General features: G+C 66.9%; 19 protein-coding genes. 12 read left to right on the top strand and 7 right to left on the bottom strand.

Going from position 1 to position 24,954, the window contains the following annotated elements:
- Positions 1–739: 739 nt before the first annotated feature.
- The 3 genes from ACZK1G_RS09065 (at position 740) to ACZK1G_RS09075 (ending at position 10,628) form a co-directional block, all read left to right on the top strand.
- On the top strand, positions 740–9,157 hold the full coding sequence (locus ACZK1G_RS09065; protein WP_478448287.1) for a PLxRFG domain-containing protein: 8,418 nt from the start codon (positions 740–742) through the stop codon (positions 9,155–9,157).
- A gap of 102 nt (positions 9,158–9,259) precedes the next feature.
- Positions 9,260–9,613 (top strand): hypothetical protein, encoded by a 354-nt coding sequence (locus tag ACZK1G_RS09070; RefSeq protein ID WP_478448288.1) that lies wholly within the window; start codon positions 9,260–9,262, stop codon positions 9,611–9,613.
- An 82-nt stretch (positions 9,614–9,695) separates the two neighbouring features.
- Positions 9,696–10,628 carry an SOS response-associated peptidase family protein gene (locus ACZK1G_RS09075; protein WP_478448290.1) on the top strand — a complete coding sequence of 311 codons (933 nt, stop codon included), beginning with the start codon at positions 9,696–9,698 and terminating at the stop codon, positions 10,626–10,628.
- A gap of 848 nt (positions 10,629–11,476) precedes the next feature.
- Here ACZK1G_RS09075 and ACZK1G_RS09080 read toward each other — a convergent pair.
- Together ACZK1G_RS09080 and ACZK1G_RS09085 are read right to left on the bottom strand one after the other, a co-directional pair.
- Positions 11,477–12,178 (bottom strand): LuxR C-terminal-related transcriptional regulator, encoded by a 702-nt coding sequence (locus tag ACZK1G_RS09080; protein WP_158297988.1) that lies wholly within the window; start codon positions 12,176–12,178, stop codon positions 11,477–11,479.
- Positions 12,153–12,785, bottom strand: a complete 633-nt coding sequence (locus tag ACZK1G_RS09085) for a DUF4388 domain-containing protein (protein ID WP_101765290.1) — start codon at positions 12,783–12,785, stop codon at positions 12,153–12,155. Before ACZK1G_RS09085 ends, ACZK1G_RS09080 begins: the two co-directional genes overlap by 26 nt.
- Before the next feature lie 275 nt (positions 12,786–13,060).
- Here ACZK1G_RS09085 and ACZK1G_RS09090 point away from each other — a divergent pair, with 275 nt between their 5' ends.
- Together ACZK1G_RS09090 and ACZK1G_RS09095 are read left to right on the top strand one after the other, a co-directional pair.
- A complete protein-coding gene (locus ACZK1G_RS09090; protein ID WP_101765291.1) occupies positions 13,061–13,522 on the top strand; it encodes a hypothetical protein in 462 nt (153 codons plus the stop codon).
- A gap of 169 nt (positions 13,523–13,691) precedes the next feature.
- Positions 13,692–14,264, top strand: a complete 573-nt coding sequence (locus tag ACZK1G_RS09095) for a hypothetical protein (protein ID WP_049445426.1) — start codon at positions 13,692–13,694, stop codon at positions 14,262–14,264.
- A gap of 28 nt (positions 14,265–14,292) precedes the next feature.
- Here the strand turns inward: ACZK1G_RS09095 and ACZK1G_RS09100 are convergent, their stop codons facing one another.
- Together ACZK1G_RS09100 and smpB are read right to left on the bottom strand one after the other, a co-directional pair.
- Entirely contained in the window at positions 14,293–14,724 is a 432-nt protein-coding gene (locus ACZK1G_RS09100; RefSeq protein ID WP_049445423.1) for a GNAT family N-acetyltransferase, read from the bottom strand.
- A complete protein-coding gene (gene smpB / locus ACZK1G_RS09105) occupies positions 14,721–15,224 on the bottom strand; it encodes an SsrA-binding protein SmpB (RefSeq protein WP_005409231.1) in 504 nt (167 codons plus the stop codon). The genes ACZK1G_RS09100 and smpB overlap by 4 nt, the downstream gene beginning before the upstream one ends.
- A gap of 57 nt (positions 15,225–15,281) precedes the next feature.
- On the opposite strand from smpB, the gene ACZK1G_RS09110 reads away from it, so the two are divergent.
- The gene (locus ACZK1G_RS09110; RefSeq protein ID WP_032959119.1) at positions 15,282–15,707 is read left to right on the top strand and encodes a type II toxin-antitoxin system RatA family toxin; all 426 of its coding nucleotides are present in this window, start codon (positions 15,282–15,284) and stop codon (positions 15,705–15,707) included.
- Between the two features lie 3 nt (positions 15,708–15,710).
- Positions 15,711–15,968, top strand: a complete 258-nt coding sequence (locus tag ACZK1G_RS09115) for an RnfH family protein (RefSeq protein ID WP_049445420.1) — start codon at positions 15,711–15,713, stop codon at positions 15,966–15,968.
- 35 nt (positions 15,969–16,003) lie between these two features.
- Here ACZK1G_RS09115 and ACZK1G_RS09120 read toward each other — a convergent pair whose 3' ends face one another.
- Positions 16,004–16,396 carry an outer membrane protein assembly factor BamE gene (locus ACZK1G_RS09120; RefSeq protein WP_014036847.1) on the bottom strand — a complete coding sequence of 131 codons (393 nt, stop codon included), beginning with the start codon at positions 16,394–16,396 and terminating at the stop codon, positions 16,004–16,006.
- Positions 16,397–16,499: 103 nt separating this feature from the next.
- Between ACZK1G_RS09120 and fur the strand changes: the two genes are divergently transcribed.
- On the top strand, positions 16,500–16,907 hold the full coding sequence (gene fur / locus ACZK1G_RS09125) for a ferric iron uptake transcriptional regulator (protein WP_005409235.1): 408 nt from the start codon (positions 16,500–16,502) through the stop codon (positions 16,905–16,907).
- 64 nt (positions 16,908–16,971) lie between these two features.
- On the opposite strand, the gene ACZK1G_RS09130 is transcribed toward fur, so the two are convergent.
- Positions 16,972–18,237, bottom strand: coding sequence for an SGNH/GDSL hydrolase family protein (locus tag ACZK1G_RS09130; RefSeq protein WP_101765292.1), 1,266 nt, complete (start codon positions 18,235–18,237; stop codon positions 16,972–16,974).
- A 97-nt stretch (positions 18,238–18,334) separates the two neighbouring features.
- Here ACZK1G_RS09130 and ACZK1G_RS09135 point away from each other — a divergent pair, with 97 nt between their 5' ends.
- Positions 18,335–19,252, top strand: coding sequence for a LysR family transcriptional regulator (locus ACZK1G_RS09135; protein WP_101765293.1), 918 nt, complete (start codon positions 18,335–18,337; stop codon positions 19,250–19,252).
- A 93-nt stretch (positions 19,253–19,345) separates the two neighbouring features.
- Here the strand turns inward: ACZK1G_RS09135 and recN are convergent, their stop codons facing one another.
- Positions 19,346–21,007, bottom strand: a complete 1,662-nt coding sequence (gene recN, locus ACZK1G_RS09140) for a DNA repair protein RecN (protein WP_101765294.1) — start codon at positions 21,005–21,007, stop codon at positions 19,346–19,348.
- Positions 21,008–21,122: 115 nt separating this feature from the next.
- On the opposite strand from recN, the gene hrcA reads away from it, so the two are divergent.
- The 3 genes from hrcA (at position 21,123) to dnaK (ending at position 24,871) form a co-directional block, all read left to right on the top strand.
- A complete protein-coding gene (gene hrcA / locus ACZK1G_RS09145; RefSeq protein ID WP_008266321.1) occupies positions 21,123–22,187 on the top strand; it encodes a heat-inducible transcriptional repressor HrcA in 1,065 nt (354 codons plus the stop codon).
- A 63-nt stretch (positions 22,188–22,250) separates the two neighbouring features.
- Positions 22,251–22,766: a nucleotide exchange factor GrpE gene (gene grpE, locus ACZK1G_RS09150; RefSeq protein WP_014036851.1), complete on the top strand. Its 516-nt coding sequence runs from the start codon at positions 22,251–22,253 to the stop codon at positions 22,764–22,766.
- A 182-nt stretch (positions 22,767–22,948) separates the two neighbouring features.
- Positions 22,949–24,871: a molecular chaperone DnaK gene (gene dnaK, locus ACZK1G_RS09155; RefSeq protein ID WP_049446494.1), complete on the top strand. Its 1,923-nt coding sequence runs from the start codon at positions 22,949–22,951 to the stop codon at positions 24,869–24,871.
- The last annotated feature ends 83 nt before the right edge of the window (positions 24,872–24,954 follow it).

A 24,954-nucleotide genomic window follows, 5' to 3' on the forward strand; every position in this document is an offset into this window, starting at 1 on the left:
CGACTACCTCGGCGAGAGCCAGTCTGATGCGCTCAAGCAGGAAAAGCAGGACCTGCAGGACACCAAGGGCTTCTTCGCCAGTGCCGGCAAGGTGCTGTCCTCGCCCCGACTGATCGGCAACTTCCTGGCGGAGCAGGTGCCAAACGTTGCCGCGATGGGCGCCGGCACGCGCCTCGCGGCTGCGCGGGCGGGAGAACGAGCCTTGGCGGGTGCCTTGGCCAAGGGTCTCGGTACTGAGGCCGCTGAAACGGCAGCCACCGCCGCTGGTCATCGAGCGGCGACTGCCGCTGCCACCGGCCTGACGACGATCATGGAGACCGGATCGGCTGGCCAGCAAACCTACCAGCAAGCTATGGCGCAGCCGCAGTCGGTCTGGGATGCCAATCCAGAATACAAGCGCATGGTCGCCGCCGGCGGTGACCCGCAGACGGTCAAGGAAACCATCGCGCGTGGCGCATCGATGGAAGCGCAGGCGATCACCGCACCGATCGCGGCGATCGCCGGCCGCATTGCGGCGCCGTTCGAGGCCGACGTCTTCACCCGGGGCCTGGCGCGCAAGCCGAAGGCGATGCTCGCAGGTGCTGCGCGTGAGACCGTGGAGGAAGGCATCCAGGAGGGCGGCTCGCAGCTGGCCGGCAACCTTGGCCAGCGCCAGGTCGATCCGACCCAGGCAGCGTGGGAAGGTGTCCCTGAAGCGGCCGGTACCGGTGCGGCGATCGGCGGCCTGCTCGGTGGCGGCATGGCCGCCGGCGGCGCGATCGCCAGCCGCGGCGACAACCAGGCCGCAGTGGCAGCTGATGCGGAGCGGGAACGTCTGGCACGCCGGCCGACGCCGACGCCACCTCCGCTGCCACCGCCGCCGATCCCCCAGATGCTGGCGCTTCCGCCGCCGGAAGTGATGACTGCTGCACCGGACGGCACTATCACGCCTGGCAGGGTCCGCCCGGAGGTCATGGCCGAACCTGAGATGCGCTTTCCGCAGGGCCGCGGCATGTCCGCTCCCTTCGACGGGACTCGCGTCGCTGCGCGTCCGCAGCCGACGGTACCGTTCCCTGATGCAACTCCCGACTCGATCGCCGGCATCGCCAACCTGGTGTCCCAGGCCAGGCGGCCCACTGAGCCTGCGGATACCGCAACAGCTGCGGCAGCGCAGGCAGAACCGGTCGCTCCGCAAGCCCAGGGAGGCCAGGCGGCTCTGGCAACACCGGAAGTTCCGGCCGCGGCGGCGCCTCCGGCGCCTGCGGTCGCGCCGCCGTGGGTAGATGCCCAGACCGGTGAAGCGCTCCGAGAGCCGACCACGACGGACATCAAGCAGCTGCTGCACAGCGGCCTGCAGTACCAGGTCGAGACGCATGGCGGAATCAATACGCCGACCCTGCTGCGCTCCATGCGTGACCAGTACGGCCTGCCCAGCGCCCGTGTGCGCCCGCTGCTGGACGAGGTAAAGGGCGAGCGTCGGCGCGGCCTCACTGAGCCGCCAGCCGCTGCCGGCAACCTGGCAGCGAGTGAGGCCGCCGGCGCGGCATCGCCGGCGCAGCAGTCGCTGAGGGAGGCCGCACCGTCTGCAGATCTGCAGCTGAATGGTGCCGCGCCGACCAATCGATCCGCCCCGGAGCCACTGGCCAGCGAATTGCAGCGCGCGCCCGGTGATGCGGCGGCGCAGTTGGACACCGGTTCGTCTCGCGCACCGGTCGCCGAGCCGCGTGCAGCCGGCGCGACGGAGACAACCGGTGTGGCCGGGACCGCTCCGGAGCATTCCGTGGCCGAGGCGAGCGCTGGCCAGGCCAACGTGCCCGCGCAGGCCGAAGTGCCAAAGGTGGCCACCGCGGCTGCTGAGGCGGCGACGAACCCGCAGAACGATCTGCCTGCGCCCACGGATGCACAGAAGGAAGCCGGCAACTACAAGAAGGGTCACGTCCGCATCAACGGCCACGACATCAGCATCGAGAACCCTGCCGGCAGCCAGCGGGATCCACGCTGGCCCGCGCTGAAGAACCACTACGGCTACTTCAAGGGCACCGTCGGCAAGGACAAGGACCACGTCGACGTCTTCATGACCGACCGCGCTGAGGATCCGGCGCTGCCGGTGTACGTGGTCGACCAGGTCAACAAGGACGGCTCCTTCGATGAGCACAAGGTCATCATGGGCACCGCGTCGGAGCAGGAAGCCCGCGAGACCTACCTGGCCAACTACTCGAAGGGCTGGACGGGCCTCGGCGGCATCAAGGAAATGTCACAGGAGCAGTTCAAGGCCTGGGTGCGCGATCCGAAGAAGACCACGCGCCGCGTCACCCGGGCCCAGCAGGCGGAGGCGGAGCCCGCGCCGGCGCCGCAGGCCGCTGCGCCCGCAGGTGGAACGGGGCAGGGCGTAAGCGCAGCAGCCGAAAGCGTCGGTGCGCCGTCGGAAACCGGTGGTGGGTTGGCCAAGATCGAAAGTGAACCTGCAGCTGCAGCAGCTGCAGCAGCTGCAGCGCCGGCAACGACCGACCAGCCCCCGGCCTATACGCCCAAGGTGCGACGCATCGGTGGTTCTCCGCAGTACGACCGCGGCGACATTGGCACGCTCGGCGCCTACTTCACGCCCGGACGCGTCGTGAAAGCCTATGGCAACACCCGGGATCGAGTGATCGAGTTTCGACCGCCGGAGAAGGATCAGCGCTGGCAGGTGAAAGTTCAGCAGGTCGATTCCGCCGGCAACCCGCTGCCTGGCGAGAAGCCGCGCTGGCACAGCACCACCCCGTCGCCGAACGACCTGGAGCAAGTGCTCGGCAAGCCGATCGCAAAGGCGCGCAAGGCTGCCGCCCCCGCACAGGACAGCACCGCAGCGGCCGACGTTGTGCCTGCGCTGCCGCAGAAGGGGGCCGCCAGCCCGGCGGTGATCGAAGACCTGGGTGAGAAGCTGGGCGGTGCGCGCAAGGACCTGGCCAAGCCGACCGGTTCCCGGCTGCAGCGTCGGGCAGACCCCGACGGTGACCAGAACACCGGTGCAGCCTGGTCAAAGAAGTACGTCGCGATGGAAGACACGCGCAACCCGGGAACCTGGCGCCTGTTCAAGGCGAAAAAGGGTCGCTTGGGTAACCCGCTGGCCAGCCGGCAGACCTTTGCTAGCCAGGCCGAGGCCGACGCGGCAATCCCGATGGTCGAGCTGGCTCGCAATCACCGCGCCGTGGAGCGTGAGCCCGGCAACTGGGCGATCGCGCGCGACGTCACCGACCGCAAGCGCGTCTATCTCAAGGACGGGTTCGACACCCGCGCGGCGGCGCTGCAGTACATGGCCGAGAACGCGCCAGCACTGATCGACACCAAGACCACCGTGGGCGAGGAGGCTCTGCCGCGGCCGGACAAGGTCATGCGCATTGGTGAGGCGCGGCGGGAAGGTGATGTCCAGGGCCAGCAGTTCATGGACACCTTCGGCTTCCGAGGTGTCGAGTTCGGCAAGTGGAACAACCAGGACGAGCGCCAGGAGGTGATGAATCACGCCTTCGACGCGCTGGTCGACCTGTCCGAGCTGCTGAACCTGCCCCCGCGCGCGATGAGCCTGGACGGCCAGATCGGCCTGGCGTTCGGTGCACGTGGCCACGGCCTCAGCGGCGCCCGCGCGCACTACGAGCGGGACTATGCGGTGATCAACCTGACCAAGCTCAAGGGTGCCGGGTCGCTGGCCCACGAGTGGATGCACGCCCTGGACCACTATCTCGGCCGGCAGGACGGCCGGGGGTCGGAACAGATCACCAACAGTCGCGGCGACAAGGTCATGAAGGCGTCGGGTGTTGACGACTACCTGAGCAATGCAAACCGATTCCGGGGGAACGTGCGTCCGGAGCTGCGTGCGGCGTTCCAGGAGCTGATGGACACCATGCGAACCCGTGCCGAGCAGTATGTCGAAGACACGGCGCGCGCCGAATCTTTCCTGGGCAAAGCCCGTGACCAGGTGCAGAAGCAACTGGGCGACCTGCGTGCCCACATCGCGAAGGAGCGGGCCTGGGGATCGCGGAAGCGACCGGCAACACAGCAGGAGCTGGCCACGTTCGACGCCGCGGCGGATCGGCTGCTCAACGGCGAGACGTTCAGCACCGATGCGAAGCCGACCAAGGGTGGCGGGGTACGGTTCACCAACGAAGAACTGGACGCGCTGGATGGCGTATTGAAGGCCGTTACCAACCGTACCGGCTTCAACTCCGAGCGCACCGGCTCGCTGGATCGATTGCGCGATGCGATGGGCATGTATCAGCGCCGGGTAGAGCTGTGGCAGTCGGCAGACGCCGGCGAGGCGAAGACCAAGAACGTGCCGACCTCGTTCATGACCGAGGCCCGAAAGCTGGACGATGGCCGCGTGGGCAATTACTGGACCGCGCCGCACGAGCTCCTGGCACGTGCCTTCAGTTCCTACGTTGAGGACCGCCTGCAGGATGCCGGCCGGGCCAGCGCTTTCATGTCCTTCGGTTCGGACCCGCGCTTCGCGGTGCCGGTCGGTACCGAGCTCGCTCGGCCGTTCCCCGGCGGCGCCGAGCGCCAGGCAATGAATGCCGCGTTCGACCGCTTCTTCGCCGAGGTCAAGCACGAAGAGAGCCCGACCGGTGGTGTCCGACTCTTCTCCCGCCGTGGCTGGGAGGCCGACTTCCCCGACGTCGTGACGGCTCACCGTCCCGGTCGCCTGAGTGCGCACGCGGATTACGCTGCAGCCAAAGCTGGCGACGACGCGGCGGCCCTGCGCGTGGCGCGCGACGTCATCACCCCGGCGTTTGTCGAGGACGTGCGTGCTGCACTGCCGGAGGGCAGCAAGCCGCTGGTGGTGGCCGTGCAGTCCCAGGAAGCCACGGGAAACAACCGCATCCCGCGCATGGCCGCCGAGGTGCTGGCCCAGCGCCTGGGACTGCAGGTATCCGAAGACATCGTCCAGGCCGCCAAGGTCAATCGTAGTGCCGGCGATGCCCTGCACCGGCTGGCCAACCAGCCCCCGTTCACCGGCAAGGTGGAGAAGGGCCGCGACTACGTCCTGATCGATGACACGCTGACCCAGGGCGGCACCCTGGCCCAGCTGAAGACCCACATCGAGGACAACGGCGGCAAGGTGGTGCTGGCCACGGCTTTGACCGGCAAGGACTATTCGCGGAAAATCGCCCTCAACTCCCAGAGCCTGGCCGACGTCCGTGAACGTTTCGGATCAATCGAACCCTGGTGGCGCGACCAGTTCGGCTACGGCTTCGAAGGCCTCACCGAATCCGAAGCGCGCACCATCCTCACCCTCGACAAGGGACGTCTCGATGCTGACGCCCTCCGAGATCGAGTCGCTGAAGGCCGAGTACCGGGCCTCCGGCAAGTGGGCGAAGGAGCAGCTGGCCAAGGATCCGGAGCTGAAGCACCTGGGCCCAGCGGGCGGGTAAACCGATCCGCTGCGCCTGCCGCCAGCGGCAGCCTGGACTTCGACCGCGCGCTGCAGCTCAAAACCGACCTGACCCAACATTGGGGCGAGAACGCGCCCAGCGTGGTCGTGGTGCGCTCGGCCGAGGACTTCCCGGCCAGCGCCAAGGTAGATCCGGGCTATCGCCGCGCCGAGGGTGTGTACGACGGGCGGCCTACGGTCTGGATCAACGCTGGCAACATCGCCACCGAGCAGCGCTTCGCGCAGGTGCTGGCGCACGAGGCAATCGGGCACTACGGCGTTGAGTCCGTGGTGGGTGCCAAGGACTGGACCCAGATCGTAGACGCGATCGACAAGCTGGCAGCGGACGGATCCGGCACCGCCGCACTGAAGTCGGTGCTGGCCGATGTGACCAGGCGCTACGGCACTGTCGATCGCGAGACCTTCGCCAAGGAAGCGATCGCCGTCATGGCAGAACGGGGCATCCGCAACAGCTTCACCAGCCGCGTCGCCGCCGCGGTCCGCCGCTTCCTGCGCCGCGTCATGCCGTCGCTGAAGTGGTCCGAGACCGAGGTTCGGGACCTGTTGAGCCAGGCCGATGGATTCCTGCGTGCCGGCATGTCGGCCCAGGCGCAGCGGGAAATGGTGCGGTCCTACTCGTTCGCACAACCGCAGATCGACGGCCGCGGCGAGGCATTCCTCGAGCAGAACGGTGGTCGATTTCTCCGCCGCGACGATCAGTGGTACCTCGCCGACGAGCGGGGCCGCCCGGCTGACTTCCTGACCCTCGGCGCTGCGCACGCTGAGGCCGAGCGCACCGGTGGCCAGGTGCTGGCCGATCCGGTTGAGCGTGGGCCGCGCACCTGGAGCGTGGTGCTGCCCAACGGTGCCGAGGTGACGCGGGCGGCCCGCGGCCGCCTCTTCAGCATGCCGCCGGCAGACGCGCTCGCGGACATTGATGCTATCCAGCAGGGCATCCAAGGCGACGACGTACTGGCGCGTGCCCGGCTGAAGCTCGAGGACCTCAGCCTGAGCAAGGTGAAAGACACGTTGCGCCCCAGCTGGCTCGGTGCGCTGGCCACCCGGCACCTGACGGAGCTGGGGCGCGACTACTTCCCGACCATCGATCGCTATTCGGACTACCTGGCCGAAATGCAGGCCGATCGGAACAAGCTGCAGGCGGAGGCCGACACGATTGCCGAGGCGGCGCGCCAGTGGGCCAGCAAGAACAAGGCGGAAAGCCGGCGTCTGTTCGACCTCATGCACCAGGCCACCATGGACGGTGTAGATCCGTCGCGCGAGTACCAGCCCCTGCAGTTCCGGATGCCCGGCGAGAAGGGCCTGCAGGTGGTCAACCGTAAGAACGTGTTGCACGCCATCAAGGTGAAACAGCAGCAGATGCGGGAGCGCAGCGGCGACACCAAGGCGAACATCATGAACGAGGTCAAGGCGCTGAAGGCCATGCTGAAGGCAGAGCCACGGCGGCAACGGCAGTACGCTCCGTTGGTTGAGCAGTGGTCACAGCTGTCGCCCGAAGCGCGGAGGTTCTACAGCCAGTTCCGGGATGCCTATCGAGCCAGGTCCGACGCGGTGGAGGAGGCTTTGGTCCAGCGCATTGAGGACCTGAAGGGCGGCGACATGGTGGGAGGAACGGCCCTAAGCGATAGCAGTCGCCGCATGTTGGTGCACAAGGTTCGCGAACAGTTCGAATCCGCACGCCTGCAGGGCGTCTACTTCCCCCTGCAGCGCTTCGGCAGGTTCTTCGTTGCGGCGGAGAAGGACGGGACCAACACCTTCCTGATGTTCGAATCGCAGAACGAGCTGGATCGGGCTGTAAATGACCTGGAGCGCAGGGAGTGGGCTATTACCGCCCGAGGTATGAAGACGGAGGGCAAGGCGACGGACGCACCGAGCGGTTCCTTCGTTGCCGATGTGATCGACCAACTGCGTACGGCGCATGTGTCCGACGCGGTCCAGGACCAGGTGTACCAGCTGTATCTGCAGACCATGCCGGAGCTGTCGATGCGCAAGCACCAGATCCACCGTAAGTCGGTGCCTGGCTTCGACCCTGATGCCGTGCGTGCCTTCGCCTACAACATGCAGCACGGGTCGCACCAGCTGGCCCGACTGCGATACGCCCACAAGCTGCAGGGGGTGCTGACCGACCTGAAGGACGCGCAGAAGAAGATTCAGGCAACCCCCAGCGTCGACACGCGAAAGATCGTGGCGGGCGACGCCCTCCTGGAAGAGCTGGGCAAGCGGCACGAATGGATCATGAATCCGACCGACTCGGCGCTGACCAACCTGATCTCGTCGTTCGGCTTTACCTACTACCTGGGCGCCACGCCGGCGGCGGCGCTGGTGAACGTGACCCAGACCGCCCTGGTCAGCTACCCCTACCTGGCCGCACGGCACGGCGGGGTCAAGGCCATGAACTACCTGTTGGCCGCCAGCCGCGACGCCGTGCGCACCGTGGGCAACATCCAGAGGACGCTGACCGACCCCGACGAGCTCCGCGCCTACCAGGCGCTTGAAGCCTCCGGTGCCATCGAGAAGACGCAGGCCCACAATCTCGCCGGCATCGCCGAAGGTGGCATGACGGGCTACAACCCAGCCTGGAGCAAGGCCATGGAGATCATCGGCTGGGGCTTCCACAAGACCGAGGTGGTCAACCGTGAGGCGACCGGCATGGCCGCCTACCGCCTGGCCCGCGCCGACGGCAAGTCGTTCGACGAGGCGGTGAAGTTCGCCCGGGACGCCATCTTCGACACCCACTTCGACTACAGCAACGCCAACCGCGCCCGCTTCATGCAGAGCGGTACCGCCAAGGTGCTGCTGATGTTCCGGCAGTACAGCTTGAACATGACCTGGGCGCTCGGGCGGATGGTATGGCAGGCCACCAAGGGGCAGGACCCCGAGGTGCGCCGGGTGGCACGTCGCAACCTGACCGGCCTGCTGGGCATGAGCGCACTGTTCTCCGGCGCCATGGGCCTGCCGATGATGGGCATGATCATGGGGGCGCTCAATGGCATCCAGGCCACCTTCGGGGATGACGACGAGCCGTGGGATGCCGAGACCGAGCTGCGGGCTTTCCTCACCGGCATGCTGGGGCAGGGCGGGGCGGATCTGCTGCTGCACGGACCGGCCGACAAGCTGACCGGCGCGAACATTTCCGGCCGTGTCGGCCTGGACAGCCTGTGGATCCGCGACGCCGATCGGGAGCTCGACGGCCGCGGCATGTTCAACAACCTGCTCGAGCAGGCCGCGGGGCCAATGGGCGGCGTCCTGAAGAACGTGCTGGTCGGCAAGCAGCAGGTCGACGAGGGTCACATCATGCGCGGCGTGGAGACCATGCTGCCCAAGGGGCTCAAGGACATGATCAAGGCCGGCCGTTACGCCACCCAGGGCGTCAATACCCTGCGCGGCGACCCGGTCGTCGAGGACCTGTCGCCCTGGGAGATCCTGCTGCAGGCCAACGGCTTCGCTCCGGAGAAGGTGTCCAGGCAGTACGAGACCACCCGCGCGCTGAAGAACTACGAGCAGCACATCCTCGACCGTCGCAAGTCGCTGGTGAATGCCTTCGCCATGGCCCTGCGCAACGGCGACGCCAGCGACCGGGCTTCGGTGCTAAGCAAGATCGGCGCCTTCAACAAGGCCAATCCCGAGCTGGCGATCACCTCGAGCGGTCTGCAGCAGTCCATCAAGAACCGGGCCCGCTACAGCGCCAGGGCTGAGGCCGGCATCGTGCTCAACCCGAAGCTTGCCGCGCGGCTGAACAAAGCAGTGACGGAGTAACTGCAGAAAAAAAGCTGATCCCCAATCCGGGCCGCCCGAATGAAAGCAATGTGAAGACGCCGGTGATGATGCCGGCGTTACCGAAACAGGGGTCAGTAACCGATGGACAAGAAGGACTCGCAGTTGGTGGCCATTGGAGAAGGAAAGCAGGAGAAAGGCCAGCCGATGGACGGTGGTGCTGGTTTTCTTTCCCCTGCAACAGGCTTGGATGTGGGGCCCAAGGCATCCAGGGGGCGGCACTCTCGCCGCCAGACGCTGGAGAAGGGCATGGAAGATGAGCGCCATAAGGCTCAGGTGGTCTCGATGGAGGCCTTCAAGGCAGGCCGGGTGGGGCAGATCCCCTCTGAGTTGCTGGAGATGTACGACCAGCTGACCCGTGACCAGCACGCGCTGGTGCGGACCTCGATGGTGCTCGTGGCGGCGCTGCGGAGGCGGCTGGGCCTGCCGGACCTCTAAGGTCCATGGGGCCGCCGCGGCGGCCCCTTCAGAGGGGCTGGATGCTCACGGCGCCGTAAGGCCGGCGTGCTGTAATCCGGCCATGTGCTACTCCGCCCAGATCACCGCCGCCTATCAGAAGCTGGTCCGCATGACCGGCGCCACGATCTCCCTGCAGGAGTTCGCTGCTTTGTACGCCCATGACCCGGGCAAGAAGCGGCCAAAGACGCCGAAGGCGATGGATGACGCGTTCCGCGCCGGCGCAAGCCCGGCCGAGCTCGCGGTATGGGCTGAGATCGAACAGTGGAACCGTGCCGAGGCGGCCATTCTGGAGCAGGAGCTGTTCGCGAACCGGAAGCGCCTGGCGGATGCAGAGCGCGCGCTGCAGGTGAAGGAGACCAAGAAAGCCCGGGAGGACGTGCGGATCGCCGGCAACAAGATCGAACGCGCCCTGGCCAAGCTGGCCGACCTCAAGCGATCTGAACCGAAGGACCGCGACAGCCGGATCTTCCCTGGGGTCTATGCCCCGGTGATCATTTCCGAGGGCGGGAAGCTGGTCATCAAGCCCATGCGCTATCAGTGCCGCCTGGCCGGGAAGCCGGCCAACTACGACCAGCGCTTCCCGGGCACCTACAACGCACGCCGGGATAGCCTGGAGAAATTCTGGGCGCCGGCATTCGGCCACACCCACGGGCTGATGGTCGTGGAGACGTTCTACGAGAACGTGGAAGGTCCGGACGGCAAGAACCAGGTGGTGCAGTTCACCCCGCGCACGGGCGAACCGATGCTGGTGGCCTGCCTGTGGTCGCACTGGACGGACCCCGCAGGGAAAGAGCCGGACCTGTTGTCGTTCGCCGCGATCACCGACGATCCCGAGCCTGAAGTCGCCGCGGCTGGCCATGATCGGACGATCATCAACATCAAGCCTGAGCACGTCGACGCCTGGCTCAATCCGGATCCGGCCGACCTGGCCGCGCTGTATCGGATCTTCGACGACAAGCGGCACCCCTTCTACGAGCACCAGCTCGCAGCATAGGAGGGGAGCGACTGCGGCGTGGCAATAGAGTGCTCACAATCGCAGCCGCTGCGACCGCCATTCGTATCCTGCCGGCCATGCCGCTTCCCGATTCCTTCTACTGGACCACACGCTCTGCGAGCTGGCCGGGCGATCCGCTGACCGTGATCGCCTGCCAAGGCGTCTGGCTCGTCTCGATGACCCAGCGTGTCGATGACGACATCTGGGTGGCTCACCTCGATCGCCATCGGCATGGTCCTGGTGGCGGACCATGCCGGCAGTGCACCAGCTACGAGCAGGGGCGGGCCGGCGCCGAGCTCTGGGTCATCAGGCACGAAGCTCGGTTGCGGGAGGATGTGGCCAAGATCCTGAGCTGGCAGAGAGCGGTGCGCGCGAACAGGTTGGCCAGGGCGAACACTGATCCACCGTTCGGTTGGATGTAGTGAATGCCGACAGCTGCACCGGTGGTTTGCAGAAATCGCCGATTTGATCAATTCGTCAAATCGTTCAGACAGATTTGCCAGCTTCAAAAGCTGGCAAGAAAGCTGGCAACTTGCTGCCAATCTATGCCCATTCCTGACCATTCGGCAGTTATGAACGAAAAAGCCCATCAAGCTAAGACATTGATGGGCATCATTATTTCTGCATTTTAAAAACCGGCGCCGATGGCGTCACGGGGACAATGCACCCCCGGTTTCTACAGTGCTGCAAGGTACAGGGCCGATTCCGTGTCGCCACGGGCAGGGCCTGCCCAACGACGCGAATGTTACGGCAATCTTCCTGAACAGTCACGCCCGGCACGTGGATCCGCCTGAACGCAGCCACGCAGCCATCTGCCACGCCAGGCGGCCGGCAGGGCTGGGCCCAGCTCAACGCCCGCCCGCCTCCGGCCATTCGGGCGCGGGGAAGGTCGTGGCCAGAAGAACCAGCTCCTGGTTGCTCGATACCCCGAGCTTTTTCATGGCGCTGATCTTCTGCGCGCTGATGGTCTTCTTGCTCCGCTGCAGCAGCGTTGCGATGGCGGTGACGTTCATGCCGGAAAGATAGAGCCGAAGGACCTGCTGCTCGCAGGTGGACAGGGTACCGGTGCCGACGATCACTGGACGCTGGTTGTGGGCAGCAGCGGGAGCACCGCCCTTGAGCGTGTCGATCACGTCCCGGATGAGGGTGTTGATGGGGCAGGTCTTGTCCTGCACAAGGTGGGCGCCTGCACGCAGAATGCGCCGGTGCAGCGCGTCGCTCGGTTGCGATGTAATGACGATGATGCGGGTGCTCGGCGACAAGCGACCGATATCCGTGATCGGTGCGTGGCCGGGGTGCGTGCTGCCTTCCACCTGCAGGGTGTAGCCGGTGATGACCACGTCGGGCTGCTGCTGTTCCACCAGTTCCAGCAGCACGGTGTGACGGGTGGTCTGGCCGGTCACCACAACCTGCGGAAGCACCCGCAGCGAGCTCACCATGCCGAGCACGAAGATGGCATGCTCGTCCGCCACCACCACGGTCTTGCCGGTCGCAGCGGTCTGGGAGCCCGTATCCTGCAACCGTTCACCCCGATGCAGCGCGCGCAGCACGGGGGCGCAGCAGCCACGAGAACACGCCATATCCGGCAGGGCGGGCCGGTGGCGTTGTGCCGACAAACGCCGGCCACGCTTTCCTGGCTTGTTTCAGGCCGTGCAGTGCGAGCTGTACATCCTGCAGCCGCATCTGCGTGCGCCGGGCGATGTCGTGCGCACTGGCGCCCTTTTCCAGCATCGGCGCGACCCGGTCCAGGAAACGTTGGAGCTCCAGTGGAAGCGCGGCCTTCTTGGCCTTGATCAGCATGAACACCGTGTCCGGATCCGATAGCGGGCCCGTCGCCGGGTCTGTCGCTGAGACGGTCGGCTGTCGGCGCGGAAACAGCTGCAGCAGGTCCAGGTGCAGGGCCTGCGTCGCGTAGATCGGCTTCTGTTCGAAACTGAAACTGCATCGGTGCCTGGAGAACCACCGGGCAAGTTTGAAGATCCGGTCCTTGCCCTCGATGTTCTGCTCGATGGAGAACGATGCGACCAGTCCCGCGGCCACATGCAGGTTCAGGGTTTTTCCCTGGACCGGGCCGAGCGAAAGCACGCCCGACCGTGCGCCAATCAGCACGATGATGTCTTCCAGGTCGATGCCGTCCAGGTCGCCATGAAACGCCATGCCTCTGCCCTCCCGATCCATTCCATGTTGCGGTCCCGGACACTGCAGGAACGCCGCGACTGTGAGGTGGCGAGAATAATGCGGGGAGCACGTTGGCCCGCATGAGACCATTCCGATTCTGGCGTGCCGCACCCTGCTGCAAGGCCTGGAGTACCTGGAATCACCGCTGTTTTCGGGGTTGTCTTATTGGGTGCCGGCATGCGCCTCCCTACCATTTTCTCCTTCACTGGAGTCCCTGCTTTCGGCGGCGGGCACACATAGGGAAGGAGTGCGTGATGGCCTCGATCAGGGTCCTGCTGGTGGGAGAGCGAACAATGGAGCGGCTTGCGATGGAGTCGCGCCTGTCGATCGATGCGCGGGTCAGCGTTGAAGTGGTCGGTGACGCGTGCAGCGCGGCGACGCTGGTGGAATGGCGGCACTACAGCCTGCTGGTGGTGAACGTCGTCGGCCTGGGGCGGTCGCTCGTGGACCTGATCAACACGTTCTCCGAGCACTCGCGCGAATCGCGTATCGCCTTCTTCGGTGGCAGGTCCACGGCGATGGTGAAGGCTGCAGAGCTGATTTCCCAGTCGCGGGGGCTGTGCCTGCTGAAGGTTCCCGGGCTGGATCAGCCTGGGGATAGCAACCGGGAGTACCGCCGGTTCGTCGGTGAGCTTGTCTGCGCTGTATCGGTCGACTCTGTGCATGAACGCTGCCAGGAGCCGCCCATCGTGGCGCAGCCCTCGCTCCCTGCTTGAGCTGATCCGGCGCCTGGTACGAGCGTTGGGATTGGCGGCGCGCGCGCAGCGTTGTCAATCTGCAATAAGTTGCACTGCGGGGGTCATAGCGGATTGGTAACTTCATTGGCACGAATTTGCGACACACTGAAGACCACCATCCGAGCCAGGACAGACACGGAGACTGTGGGTGACCGAGGCAAGCCAACAACGCAGCCTGCGACAGCTGGTCGGACCCGTCGGGGCCGACTACCAGCGGCGGGCCTTGCCCCCCGGCTGGGTCTGGGCCGTGCTGGGCGCACTGCTGGCGGCGACCTGGTTGACCGAGCTGCCGGCCACGGCGGCAGCGGCCCTGGTGGCCAGCGCGGTGGTGGTGCATTGGCCGCAGCGCGACCGCACCCACTGGCTGGGCTGGCGCCTGCCGGCGCTGGCGGTGATGGCGGCCCTGCTGTGGGGGCCGGAGGTGCTGTCGCAGTGGTTCGAACATGGCCTGGCCGTGGTCCTGATGTCGCTGGCCAGTCTCAGCATTGGCGTGCATGTCTGGCAGTCGCGGCAGCTGGCGCGCCAATTGCAGGGCGCGGCCGATTCGCTGGATGACGCCCAGCTGCTGGCCCTGTTGCCGGCCGACGCGGCCCGGATGGCGCAGCAGTGGCGCGCGGGCGATGACCGTCATGCGCCGGAACTGGCAGTGGTGATGCACCTGGCCGTGATGCACGCGGCGCTGGCACCACGTATGCGCGGGCGGGGCCTGCTGGCAGGTTGAGCGGCCGGCGGCTCCAGCGCCGACGCGACTACGTGCCCGACAGCTGTTTGCGCAGGTAGATCCGCTCGTGCCCGGGCGGGCAATCGGGGAGCCGCCCATAGACGGTGTAGCCCTGCCGCAGGTAGAAGGCTTCAGCCTGCCAGTCGAAGGTATCCAGCATCACGTTGCGGGCGCCATGGTGGCGCGCGGCGGTTTCTGCCTCTGCCAGCAGGCGCTGGCCGATGCCTTGCCCGCGCAGTTCTGGATCCACCCACAACACGTGCACCTGCAGCCAGCCGGCACAGACGTCGGCCAGCACGCCACCGCGCAGCGCGCCGTGCTGGTCATGCCAGGCCAGGCGGACCGGAATCTCATCGAACGCATCGCCGCCGTTGGCCTGGTTGAAGGCCAACAGGCGCGCGCACAACGTGCGCGATTCATCGGCGCTGGCGGTCACCATGGCGCCGATGGGGGCGGTCATGCGTCACGGTTGCCGCGACGCATCACACGCTGTTTCTCGATCGCCCAGTCGCGGTCCTTGGCAGCATCGCGCTTGTCGTGGGTCTGCTTGCCCTTGGCCAGCGCGACTTCGAGCTTGATCTTGTTCTTGCTCCAGTACATCGCGGTGGGCACGATCGTGTAGCCATCGCGCTCGACCTTGCCGACCAGCTTGTCGATCTCGCTCCGGTGCAGCAGCAGCTTGCGCTCGCGCCGATCATTGGCCACCACGTGGGTGGAGGCCTGGATCAACGGGGTGATCTGCGCGCCGATCAGGAAGATCTCGCCGTGTTTCACATAGGCGTAGGCGTCGATGATGTTGCCGCGGCCCGCGCGGATCGACTTCACCTCCCAGCCCTGCAGGGCCAGGCCGGCCTCGAAGCGCTCTTCGATGTGGTACTCGTGGCGGGCACGCTTGTTCAACGCGATGGTTTTGTTGGCCGTCGCGCTCTTTGCTTTATCCTTGCCGCTGTTCTTGCTCATTTTCGTATTGTCTCCGATTCGGGCCCGCCCGGTCGATTGCCGAAACGTCCTGTATTCATGCCTACTATCCGCCGCAGCGCCCTGGTCGAACATTCGGCCGCGCGCATGTTCGACCTGGTCAACGACGTCCAGGCCTATCCGCGCCGTTTCCGCTGGTGCTCGGCTGCCCAGATCCTGGAGCAGGGCGAGGACCGCCTGGTGGCGCGCCTGGACCTGGGCCTGGGCTCGTTCAGTACCTGGTTCCAGACCGAGAACACCCTGCAGCGCCCGCACAGCATCGACATGCAGCTGCGCGATGGCCCGTTCAAGCAGCTGCACGGCCGCTGGGAATTCCATGCACTGGCCGAGGATGCCTGCAAGGTCACCCTGACCCTGGAGTTCGAACCCAGCTCACGCCTGCTCGGTCCGGCACTGGCGATCGGCTTCCAGGGGCTGGCCGATCGCATGGTCAACGATTTCGTCCGCGTCGCCGACGAGGGCTGAGCGATGATCGAGGTCGAGGTGGTGCTGGCCTGGCCGCAGCGCGTACTGTCGCGCCACTTGCAGCTGGAAGAGGGGGCGACCGTGGCCGACGCCATCGCCGCCGCCGCGTTTGAAGGCAGTGCCGATTGTCCGGCCGCCGCCGTGCATGGCGTGCTGGCACGTCCACAGCAGGCGCTGCTGGACGGGGACCGCATCGAGCTGCTGCGCCCGCTGCTGGCCGACCCCAAGGACAACCGCCGGCGTCGCGCGCTCGGCGGTTGATCCCGGCAACCCGTCCTTGCGGACGGGCAGGGGCCTCAGCGGCCCTTCTTCTTCTTGTCCTTCGGCAGGTTGCGGCCGAACTGGCGCACGGTCTGCTGGGCCAGGGCCTTGTCGTTGCCCGGGAAGTAGTCGCCTTCCCAACGGGTCACGGCGTCATTCTCGAAGAACACCACGAAGTTCTTCACTTCGGTACGGCCGAGGCGGTTCACGCGCTGGCTGGAGGTGTAGTCCCAGCGCTGGGCGTGGAACGGGTCGGGAATGGACGGGGTGCCCAGCAGCGCGGTGACCTGCTGCTTGCTTTGCCCGACCTGCAGCTTGGCCACGGCATCTTCCCGGATCAGGTTGCCCTGATAGATGGGTTGCTTGTAGATGATGCCGCACCCGGTGGTGGACAGGGCGACGGCGGCGACCAACAGGAGATTGCGCATCGGGACTGGCGGTTGGGGAAATCAAACCGATGATACACTCCCGGCGTGCCACCGCGACCCAATCCGAGGCAGCTGGCGCTAAATCGCCAATGAACGGAGACCTATGGAAACCCACGACCTGCGTAAAGTCGGCCTGAAGGTGACCCATCCGCGGATGCGGATCCTGGCGCTGCTCGAGCAGCGCAATGCCCAGCACCACATGACCGCCGAAGACATCTACCGCCAGCTGCTGGAGCATGGCGACGAGATCGGCCTGGCCACGGTCTACCGGGTGCTGACCCAGTTCGAGGCCGCCGGCCTCGTGCTCAAGCACAATTTCGAGGGCGGCCAGGCCGTCTACGAGCTGGACCGTGGCGGCCACCACGACCACATGGTCGACGTGGACAGCGGCAAGATCATCGAGTTCGAAAGCCACGAGATCGAGGAGCTGCAGCGCAAGATCGCGGCCGACCACGGCTACGAGCTGGAAGAGCACTCGCTGGTGCTGTACGTGCGCAAGAAGCGCAAGTAAGCCGATCCGGCCAGCTGGATGCGACGAAACCCCGGGCTTGCCCGGGGTTTTTCGTTGGGTGGGGTCAGATCCCTTTCCCCTGGGAAAGGGATCTGACCCCAGGGGTTTCGGATGCGCCCAGCAACACCTCCAGATCCACCGCCTCGGCCATGGCCCGGTTACCTGCATCGCCCGGATGCAGGTGGTCGCCGGAGTCGTAGGCGGCGGCCATCCGTGATGGATCGGCCGGGTCGCGCAGCGCCGCATCCAGGTCGATCACCGCATCGAACGGGCTGTCGCTGCGCAGCCAGGCATTGAGCTGTTGGCGCAGGGCCTCCTTGTCCGGCTGGTAGTAGTCGTCCAGCGGCGTGCCGGGCAGGGCGTCGGCGAACGGCGTCAGGGTGGCGACGAGGATGCGTAGACCCCGCCGATGGGCCTGTTCGGCCAGGGCGCGATAGCCGGCCTGCAGTTCGGCCAGGCTGGGCCGGGGCTGCGCGCGGGCAAAGGCGGTGCCGGGCCAGCTGATGTCGTTGATGCCGATCAGCACGATCACACTGTCCACGCCGGGCTGATCCAGTGCGTCGCGCTGCAGGCGGGCCAGAATCGACTCGCCCATGCCGTCACGCAGCAGCCGGCCGCCGGAGATGCCGGCGTTGACCACCGCCACGCCCCGCGGTGCCAGGCGTGCGGCCAGGTGGTCGGTCCAGCGCTGGTCCTGGTCGAGGCTGGCGGTGGCGCCATCGGTGATCGAATCGCCGATCACCACCACGCTGCGCGCGCTGGCGCTGGCCTCGACCTCGATACCGGTCAGGAACAGGCGGGCGGTAGTGGAACTGGCACCCTGCAGGTCGCGCGCCAGGGTCTGGTTGCCGCCGGCGATCCAGCTGGTCTGGCGCCCCTCCCAATGGAAGGTCTGCAGTGGCGTCGGCCCCGGCACAAAGACATTGACCTGCAACGCCTGGCGGTCTTCCGTGGCCACCGCCAGTGGATCGCTCAGCCGTTCCTGACCGGGCTCGATCGATACGCCGGGCTGGCCGTCGAAGCTGAGCGGCTGCGGGGTGACACCCGCGTGTGCGGCCACGCTGGCCGCCCCGATCCGCAGCGGCTCGGTGCCGTAGGCATTGCTCAGCCGCACCCGCAGCCGGGGCCCGCCCAGGCTGATGCGCGCGGTCTGGCGGAAGGTCTGGTCCTGCAGCGTGGCCGGAACCAGGGTCGGGAACAGGAAATCGGCGCCCCAGACCGGTTGCGGACTGGCCTGCCAGCTGGCGACCCAGTGCGGGTCCGGGGCGGCGCTGGCTGCGCTGGACAGGGCGATCAAGGCGGTCGCGGTGAGCTGGCTGAAGCGGTTCATCGGGCAATCCCGGGAGGAGGGACGGCCATGGTGATTCTCCATCGATCTGTGAACTAGACTGCGCATGGATAATCATCTGTGAACTGGATTCATCGCCATGGCGCGACCCGACATCAACCGATCCGGCGAACTGGAAGTGTTCGTGCGGGTGATCGAGACCGGTGGCTTCTCCGCCGCCGCACGCACCCTGGACATGACGCCGTCAGCGGTGAGCAAGCTGGTGGCCCGGCTGGAGCAGCGGCTGGGTACGCGCCTGCTGCAACGCTCCACCCGCCAGTTGCAGCTGACCCCGGAAGGCTGCGCGTTCTACGAGCGCGGCCTGCGCGTGCTGGCCGACCTGGAGGAGGCCGAGCGCTGTGCCAGCGCCCATGCCGAGCCGCGTGGGCGGTTGCGGGTCAATTCCAACGTGCCATTCGGCCAGCATTTCCTGTTGCCGCTGCTGCCGGCGTTCCTCGAACGCAACCCGCAGGTAGGCGTGGACCTGACCCTCAACGACGAGGTGATCGACCTGCTTGAGCAGCGCACCGACGTGGCGGTGCGGGCCGGTCCCCTGAAGAGCTCCAGCCTGGTGGCGCGGCGGCTGGGTGCGACGCGGATGATGATCGTGGCTGCGCCCGCCTACGCGCTGCAGCACGGGCTGCCACGCACGGCTGAGGAGCTGCAGTCGCATAACCGGCTGGATATCGGCCATGCGCGGGCGATGCAGGGCTGGCCGCTGTTGCAGGACGGTCGCGAACGCATGCTGCTGCCCAGTGGCAATGCGCGCGCCAGCAACGGCGATGCACTGCGCCAGCTGGTGCTGGGTGGGCTGGGCATGGCGCGGCTGGCAGCGTTCCAGGTGCAGCAGGATATTGCCGCCGGGCGCTTGTTGCCGGTGCTGGAGGAAGCCAACCCCGGTGACCTTGAAGAGGTGCACGCCGTGTTCCTGGGGCAGGGCGGCTACCTGCCGCTGCGGGTGCGCGCCTTCCTCGATTTCCTGGTGGAGAACGTCGATCTGACGCAGCCACGGGGGTAGTGCCGGCCGCTGGCCGGCAACCTCACGATCTTCGCCGACCCCCATCGGGTTGCCGGCCAGCGGCCGGCACTACCGCGCGGAAGCCGGCCCGCGTTACACCTGCAGCAGCTTGCGGGCGGCGGCGCGCGCTTCCTTGCTCACTTCCACGCCACCGAGCATGCGCGCCAGTTCTTCCTCGCGCGCCTTGCTGTCCAGCTTTTCCACTGCGCTCTGGGTCATGCCTTCCACCGGGGCCTTGCTGACCCGGTAATGGGCATGACCCTTGGAGGCGACCTGTGGCAGGTGGGTCACGCACAGCACCTGGCGCTTTTCGCCGAGGGCGCGCAGCTTCTGGCCAACAATGTCAGCCACTGCACCGCCGATGCCGGAGTCGACCTCGTCGAACACCATGGTCGGCACCGCATCCAGGTCCAGCGCAGCCACTTCAATGGCCAGCGAGATACGTGACAGTTCACCGCCCGAGGCCACCTTGCGCAGGGCGCGCGGCGGCTGGCCGGCGTTGGCCGCCACCAGGAACTCCACGCGTTCGGCACCCTGCGGGTCGGGCTTGCCGGCGTCCTGTGGCTCCAGCTCGATCAGGAACTGGCCACCGCCCATGCCGAGCTCGGCGATGATGCCGGTGGTGGTGGCCGACAGTTCGGCAGCGGCGCTGCGACGGCTGGCGGTCAGCACCTCGGCCTGTACGCGCCAGGCGGCGGCGGCCTTGTCGATCTCGCCGGCCAGGCGCTGCAAGCGTTCGTCGGCGCCGCGCAGCTGTTCCACTTCGGCATGCATGCGCTCGCGCTGCGCGCCCAGCTCGTCCATCGGCACGCGGTGCTTGCGGGCTAGGTCGTGAAGGCGGCCGAGGCGACGCTCGTTCTCCTCGAACTGCTCCGGGTCGGCGTCGAGGTCGTCATGCACGCGGTCCAGCAGCGACAGGGCTTCGTGCAGCTGGATCGAGGCGTTCTCGATCAGGCCGTCCACCTCGCCCAGGCGCGGGTCGTGTTCGATCAGGCGCGACAGTTCGTGGCGCACCTGCTGCAGCAGGTCCAGCGCGGAACTGCCGTCGTCGCCGTTGAGCTGGTTGCTGGCCGCCTGGCAGGCGCTCAGCAGGGCGCTGGCATGGGCCTGGCGGCGGTGGCTGGCACCGAGTGCGACGATCGACTCCGGTTCCAGGTCTTCGCGGTCCAGTTCGCGCAGCTGGTGTTCCAGGAAGCCGATCCGGTCACTGACGTCGCCCTGTTGCGACAGCGCCAGCGATTCATCGACCAGGGCCTGCCAGGCCGCAGCGGCGCGGCGCACCTGGCGGCGCTCGTCCTCGTTGCCGGCATAGGCGTCCAGCAGGGCCAGCTGTGATGGGCGTGCCAGCAGGGCCTGCTGCTCGTGCTGGCCATGGATCTCCACCAGCAGCGCGGCCAGGTCGCCCAGCTGTGCCAGGGTCACCGGGCGGCCATTGATCCACGCCCGCGAGCCGCCATCGGCGCGGATCACGCGGCGCAGCTGGCATTGTTCCTCGTCGTCCAGCTCGTTGTCGGCCAGCCACTGGCGCGCGGCCTGCAGCTGGTCCAGCGCGAACTCGGCCGAAAGCTCGGCACGCGCGGCGCCATGGCGGACCACGCCGCTGTCGGCGCGCAGGCCGGACAGGAAGCCCAGCGCGTCGACCATCAGCGACTTGCCGGCGCCGGTCTCGCCTGAAACCACGGTCATGCCTGGCCCGAACTCCAGTTCGGTGGCGCGGACGACGGCGAAATCCTTGATCGAAAGATGTCTGAGCATGGGTAAGGGGGTGTCAGCAGCCGCGCAACGCTAGCACGCGGGCGAGGGAGGTCCAATGACTTGCCAAGGTGATCCGCCGCCATTATCTAGTGTCCGTGTCTCACAGGTTGATTCCATGCACGGTTCTCCCGACCAGCTTGCCCCGCGTGCGCGCCATCTGCTGCGCACGCTGATCGCGCGTTACATCCAGGACGGTGAGCCGGTCGGCTCGCAGACGCTGGCGCGCGTGGCCGGCCTGGAGGTCAGCCCGGCCACCATCCGCAACATCCTCGGCGACCTGGAAGACCTGGGGCTGCTGGCCTCGCCACACACCTCGGCCGGGCGCATCCCGACCGCGCATGGTTACCGGGTGTTCGTCGACAGCCTGCTGCAGATGCAGCCGCCGGGCGAGGGTGAGCTGGCCCGGTTGCGGCAGGAGCTGGCCGGCGGCGGCAGCACCCAGGCCCTGCTCGGCAGCGCCTCGGAGCTGCTGTCGGCGATGAGCCACTTCGTCGGCGTGGTCAGCGCGCCGCGGCGCGAGCAGTTCGCCTTCCGCCAGATCGATTTCGTGGCGCTGGATGGGCGCCGGGTGCTGGCGATCCTGGTGTTCGCCGACAACGAGGTGCAGAACCGCGTCATCGAGACCCGCCAGGAGTTCGCGCCGGGCCAGTTGGAGCAGGTCGCCAACTACCTCAATGCGCACTTCGCCGGCCTGCCGATGGCCGAGATCCGCACCCGCCTGCTGCTGGAGCTGCGCGATGCCCGCTCCGAGCTGGAGCAGCTGCTGGCGCACAGCATCGAGCTGGCCGAGCAGGCCCTGCAGCCGGCGGCCGACGACATGCTGGTGGCCGGCCAGACCCGCCTGATGGGGGTGCAGGACCTGTCCGACCTGGAACGCCTGCGCGAGCTGTTCGAGCTGTTCTCCAGCAAGCGCGAGATCCTGCAGTTGCTGGAGCGCACCATCCAGGCCCCGGGGGTGCGCATCTTCATTGGCGAAGAGACCGGGATGATGCCGTTGCAGGGGGTCTCGCTGGTCACCGCCCCGTACACCGCCAATGGCCAGGTGCTGGGCGTGCTGGGCGTGATCGGCCCCAAGCGGATGGCCTACGACCGCATGATCCCGCTGGTCCAGGCCACCGCCGATGTGCTTGGCGCGGCCTTTTCGCCGGCCGGGCGCACTCCCGGAACATCCGACGCTTGAAACGCAGCATCCCGCCCACACTAGGGTGGGTGGAGGCGGAGACTGACCGCCAGGGACCCAGACATGAACCACGAACATCCAGATATCGAATCCCAGCAGACTGCCGCCGATGCGGCCGCCGCCGCCGGCGTCAACGACGAAGTGGAGCGCCTGCGCGCCGAAGTCGAGCAGATCAAGGCCGATGCGCTGCGTGAGCGCGCCGACCTCGAGAACCAGCGCAAGCGCGTTGCCCGTGACATCGAGCAGGCCCGCAAGTTCGCCAACGAGAAGCTGCTGGGCGAGCTGCTGCCGGTATTCGACAGCCTGGATGCCGGCCTGAAGGCTGCCGGCGATGACCCGCATCCGCTGCGGGAGGGCCTGGAGTTGACCTACAAGCAGCTGCTGAAGGTTGCCGCCGACAATGGCCTGGTCCTGCTGGACCCGACCGGCCAGCCGTTCAACCCGGAGCACCACCAGGCGATCAGCCAGGTGCCGGCGCCGGGTGCCGCTCCCGGCACCGTGGTGACCGTGTTCCAGAAGGGCTACCTGCTCAACGAGCGCCTGCTGCGGCCGGCGCTGGTGGTGGTGGCCGCCGACTGATCGATCGGGCCGGGCGATGCCCGGTCCCGATCGTGCCGGGCCATGCCCGGCAAGGTTTTCCAGGCGCTGAACACAGCGTTCGGGAGATGGCTTGAATGTTCCACGAGCCTCCCCCACATCGTATTCATCCACCGGCCGAACGGCCGGACTGACCCCAACAAGCATCCTCAGGAGTCTCCCCCATGGGCAAGATCATTGGTATCGACCTCGGCACCACCAACTCGTGCGTGGCGATCATGGACGGCGGCAAGGCCCGCGTCATCGAGAATTCGGAAGGCGATCGCACCACCCCGTCGATCGTCGCCTACACCAAGGACGGCGAAGTCCTGGTGGGCGCCTCGGCCAAGCGCCAGGCCGTCACCAACCCGAAGAACACCTTCTACGCGGTGAAGCGCCTGATCGGCCGCAAGTTCACCGATGCCGAAGTGCAGAAGGACATCGCCCACGTCCCGTACGGCATCCTGGCCCATGACAATGGCGACGCCTGGGTGTCGACCAGCGATGGCAAGAAGATGGCCCCGCAGGAAATCTCGGCCAAGGTGCTGGAAAAGATGAAGAAGACCGCCGAGGACTTCCTCGGTGAGAAGGTCACCGAAGCGGTCATCACCGTGCCGGCCTACTTCAACGACAGCCAGCGCCAGGCGACCAAGGACGCCGGCCGCATTGCCGGCCTGGACGTCAAGCGCATCATCAACGAGCCGACCGCGGCCGCGCTGGCCTATGGCCTGGACAAGGGCGACAACAAGGATCGCAAGATCGTGGTGTACGACCTCGGCGGCGGCACCTTCGACGTCTCGGTGATCGAGATCGCCAACGTCGACGGCGAGAAGCAGTTCGAAGTGCTGGCCACCAACGGCGACACCTTCCTGGGCGGCGAAGACTTCGACAACCGCGTCATCGAGTACCTGGTTGAAGAGTTCAACAAGGACCAGGGCATCGACCTGCGCAAGGATCCGCTGGCCCTGCAGCGCCTGAAGGATGCTGCCGAGCGCGCCAAGATCGAGCTGTCCAGCGCCCAGCAGACCGAAGTGAACCTGCCGTACGTCACCGCTGACGCCTCGGGCCCGAAGCACCTGAACATCAAGCTGACCCGCGCCAAGCTGGAAGCACTGGTGGAAGACCTGATCAAGAAGTCGATCGAGCCGTGCCGCGTCGCCCTGAACGATGCCGGCCTGCGTTCGAGCGACATCAGCGAAGTGATCCTGGTCGGTGGCCAGACCCGCATGCCGAAGGTGCAGCAGGCGGTGACCGAGTTCTTCGGTAAGGAACCGCGCAAGGACGTCAACCCGGACGAAGCCGTGGCACTGGGTGCTGCGATCCAGGGCGGCGTGCTGGGCGGCGACGTCAAGGACGTGCTGCTGCTGGACGTGACCCCGCTGTCGCTGGGCATCGAGACCATGGGTGGCGTGTTCACCAAGATCATCGAGAAGAACACCACCATCCCGACCAAGGCCTCGCAGGTGTTCTCCACCGCCGAGGACAACCAGTCGGCCGTGACCGTGCACGTGCTGCAGGGTGAGCGCGAACAGGCCCGCTTCAACAAGTCGCTGGCCAAGTTCGACCTGTCCGGCATCGAGCCGGCCCCGCGCGGCCTGCCGCAGGTGGAAGTGTCCTTCGACATCGACGCCAACGGCATCCTGCACGTGTCGGCCAAGGACAAGAAGACCAACAAGGAACAGAAGGTCGAGATCAAGGCCGGTTCGGGCCTGTCCGAGGAAGAGATCGCGCGCATGGTCGCCGACGCGGAAGCCAACCGCGAAGAAGACAAGAAGTTCCAGGAGCTGGTGCAGGCCCGCAACCAGGCCGACGCCCTGATCCACGGCACCCGCAGTGCCATCACCGAGCACGGCAGCAAGGTCGGCGGCGAAGTGATCGGCAAGGTCGAGGCGGCCCTGGCCGACCTGGAAACCGCGATGAAGGGTGACGACAAGGCGCAGATCGAAGCCAAGTCGAAGGTGCTGGAGGAAGCTGGCCAGTCGCTGTTCGCCGCTGCTTCGGCCGACCAGGGCGGTGCCCCGGGTGCCGACGCCGGCAACGCCGGCAAGGCGCAGGACGACGTGGTCGACGCCGAGTTCACCGAAGTCAAGGACGACAAGAAGTCCTGATCCGGACCGACACGGGACGCTGGCCATCAGCGTCCCGTTGTCGCATCAGGGTCCTGACCGCCCACCGGCGTGTCGGGGCGCCC

The sequence above is a fragment of the Stenotrophomonas sp. 109824_Sma genome (assembly GCF_056480025.1).

Bases quoted from the DNA above. Each gene is read 5' to 3' on its own strand.
- hrcA (WP_008266321.1), top strand. From the start codon at position 21,123: ATGCACGGTTCTCCCGACCAGCTTGCCCCGCGTGCGCGCCATCTGCTG.
- ACZK1G_RS09120 (WP_014036847.1), bottom strand. From the start codon at position 16,396: ATGCGCAATCTCCTGTTGGTCGCCGCCGTCGCCCTGTCCACCACCGGG.
- smpB (WP_005409231.1), bottom strand. From the start codon at position 15,224: ATGAGCAAGAACAGCGGCAAGGATAAAGCAAAGAGCGCGACGGCCAAC.
- fur (WP_005409235.1), top strand. From the start codon at position 16,500: ATGGAAACCCACGACCTGCGTAAAGTCGGCCTGAAGGTGACCCATCCG.
- ACZK1G_RS09130 (WP_101765292.1), bottom strand. From the start codon at position 18,237: ATGAACCGCTTCAGCCAGCTCACCGCGACCGCCTTGATCGCCCTGTCC.
- ACZK1G_RS09110 (WP_032959119.1), top strand. From the start codon at position 15,282: ATGCCTACTATCCGCCGCAGCGCCCTGGTCGAACATTCGGCCGCGCGC.
- ACZK1G_RS09090 (WP_101765291.1), top strand. From the start codon at position 13,061: ATGGCCTCGATCAGGGTCCTGCTGGTGGGAGAGCGAACAATGGAGCGG.
- ACZK1G_RS09100 (WP_049445423.1), bottom strand. From the start codon at position 14,724: ATGACCGCCCCCATCGGCGCCATGGTGACCGCCAGCGCCGATGAATCG.
- ACZK1G_RS09070 (WP_478448288.1), top strand. From the start codon at position 9,260: ATGGACAAGAAGGACTCGCAGTTGGTGGCCATTGGAGAAGGAAAGCAG.
- ACZK1G_RS09115 (WP_049445420.1), top strand. From the start codon at position 15,711: ATGATCGAGGTCGAGGTGGTGCTGGCCTGGCCGCAGCGCGTACTGTCG.
- recN (WP_101765294.1), bottom strand. From the start codon at position 21,007: ATGCTCAGACATCTTTCGATCAAGGATTTCGCCGTCGTCCGCGCCACC.
- dnaK (WP_049446494.1), top strand. From the start codon at position 22,949: ATGGGCAAGATCATTGGTATCGACCTCGGCACCACCAACTCGTGCGTG.
- ACZK1G_RS09135 (WP_101765293.1), top strand. From the start codon at position 18,335: ATGGCGCGACCCGACATCAACCGATCCGGCGAACTGGAAGTGTTCGTG.
- grpE (WP_014036851.1), top strand. From the start codon at position 22,251: ATGAACCACGAACATCCAGATATCGAATCCCAGCAGACTGCCGCCGAT.
- ACZK1G_RS09075 (WP_478448290.1), top strand. From the start codon at position 9,696: ATGTGCTACTCCGCCCAGATCACCGCCGCCTATCAGAAGCTGGTCCGC.
- ACZK1G_RS09085 (WP_101765290.1), bottom strand. From the start codon at position 12,785: ATGGCGTTTCATGGCGACCTGGACGGCATCGACCTGGAAGACATCATC.
- ACZK1G_RS09065 (WP_478448287.1), top strand. From the start codon at position 740: ATGGCCGCCGGCGGCGCGATCGCCAGCCGCGGCGACAACCAGGCCGCA.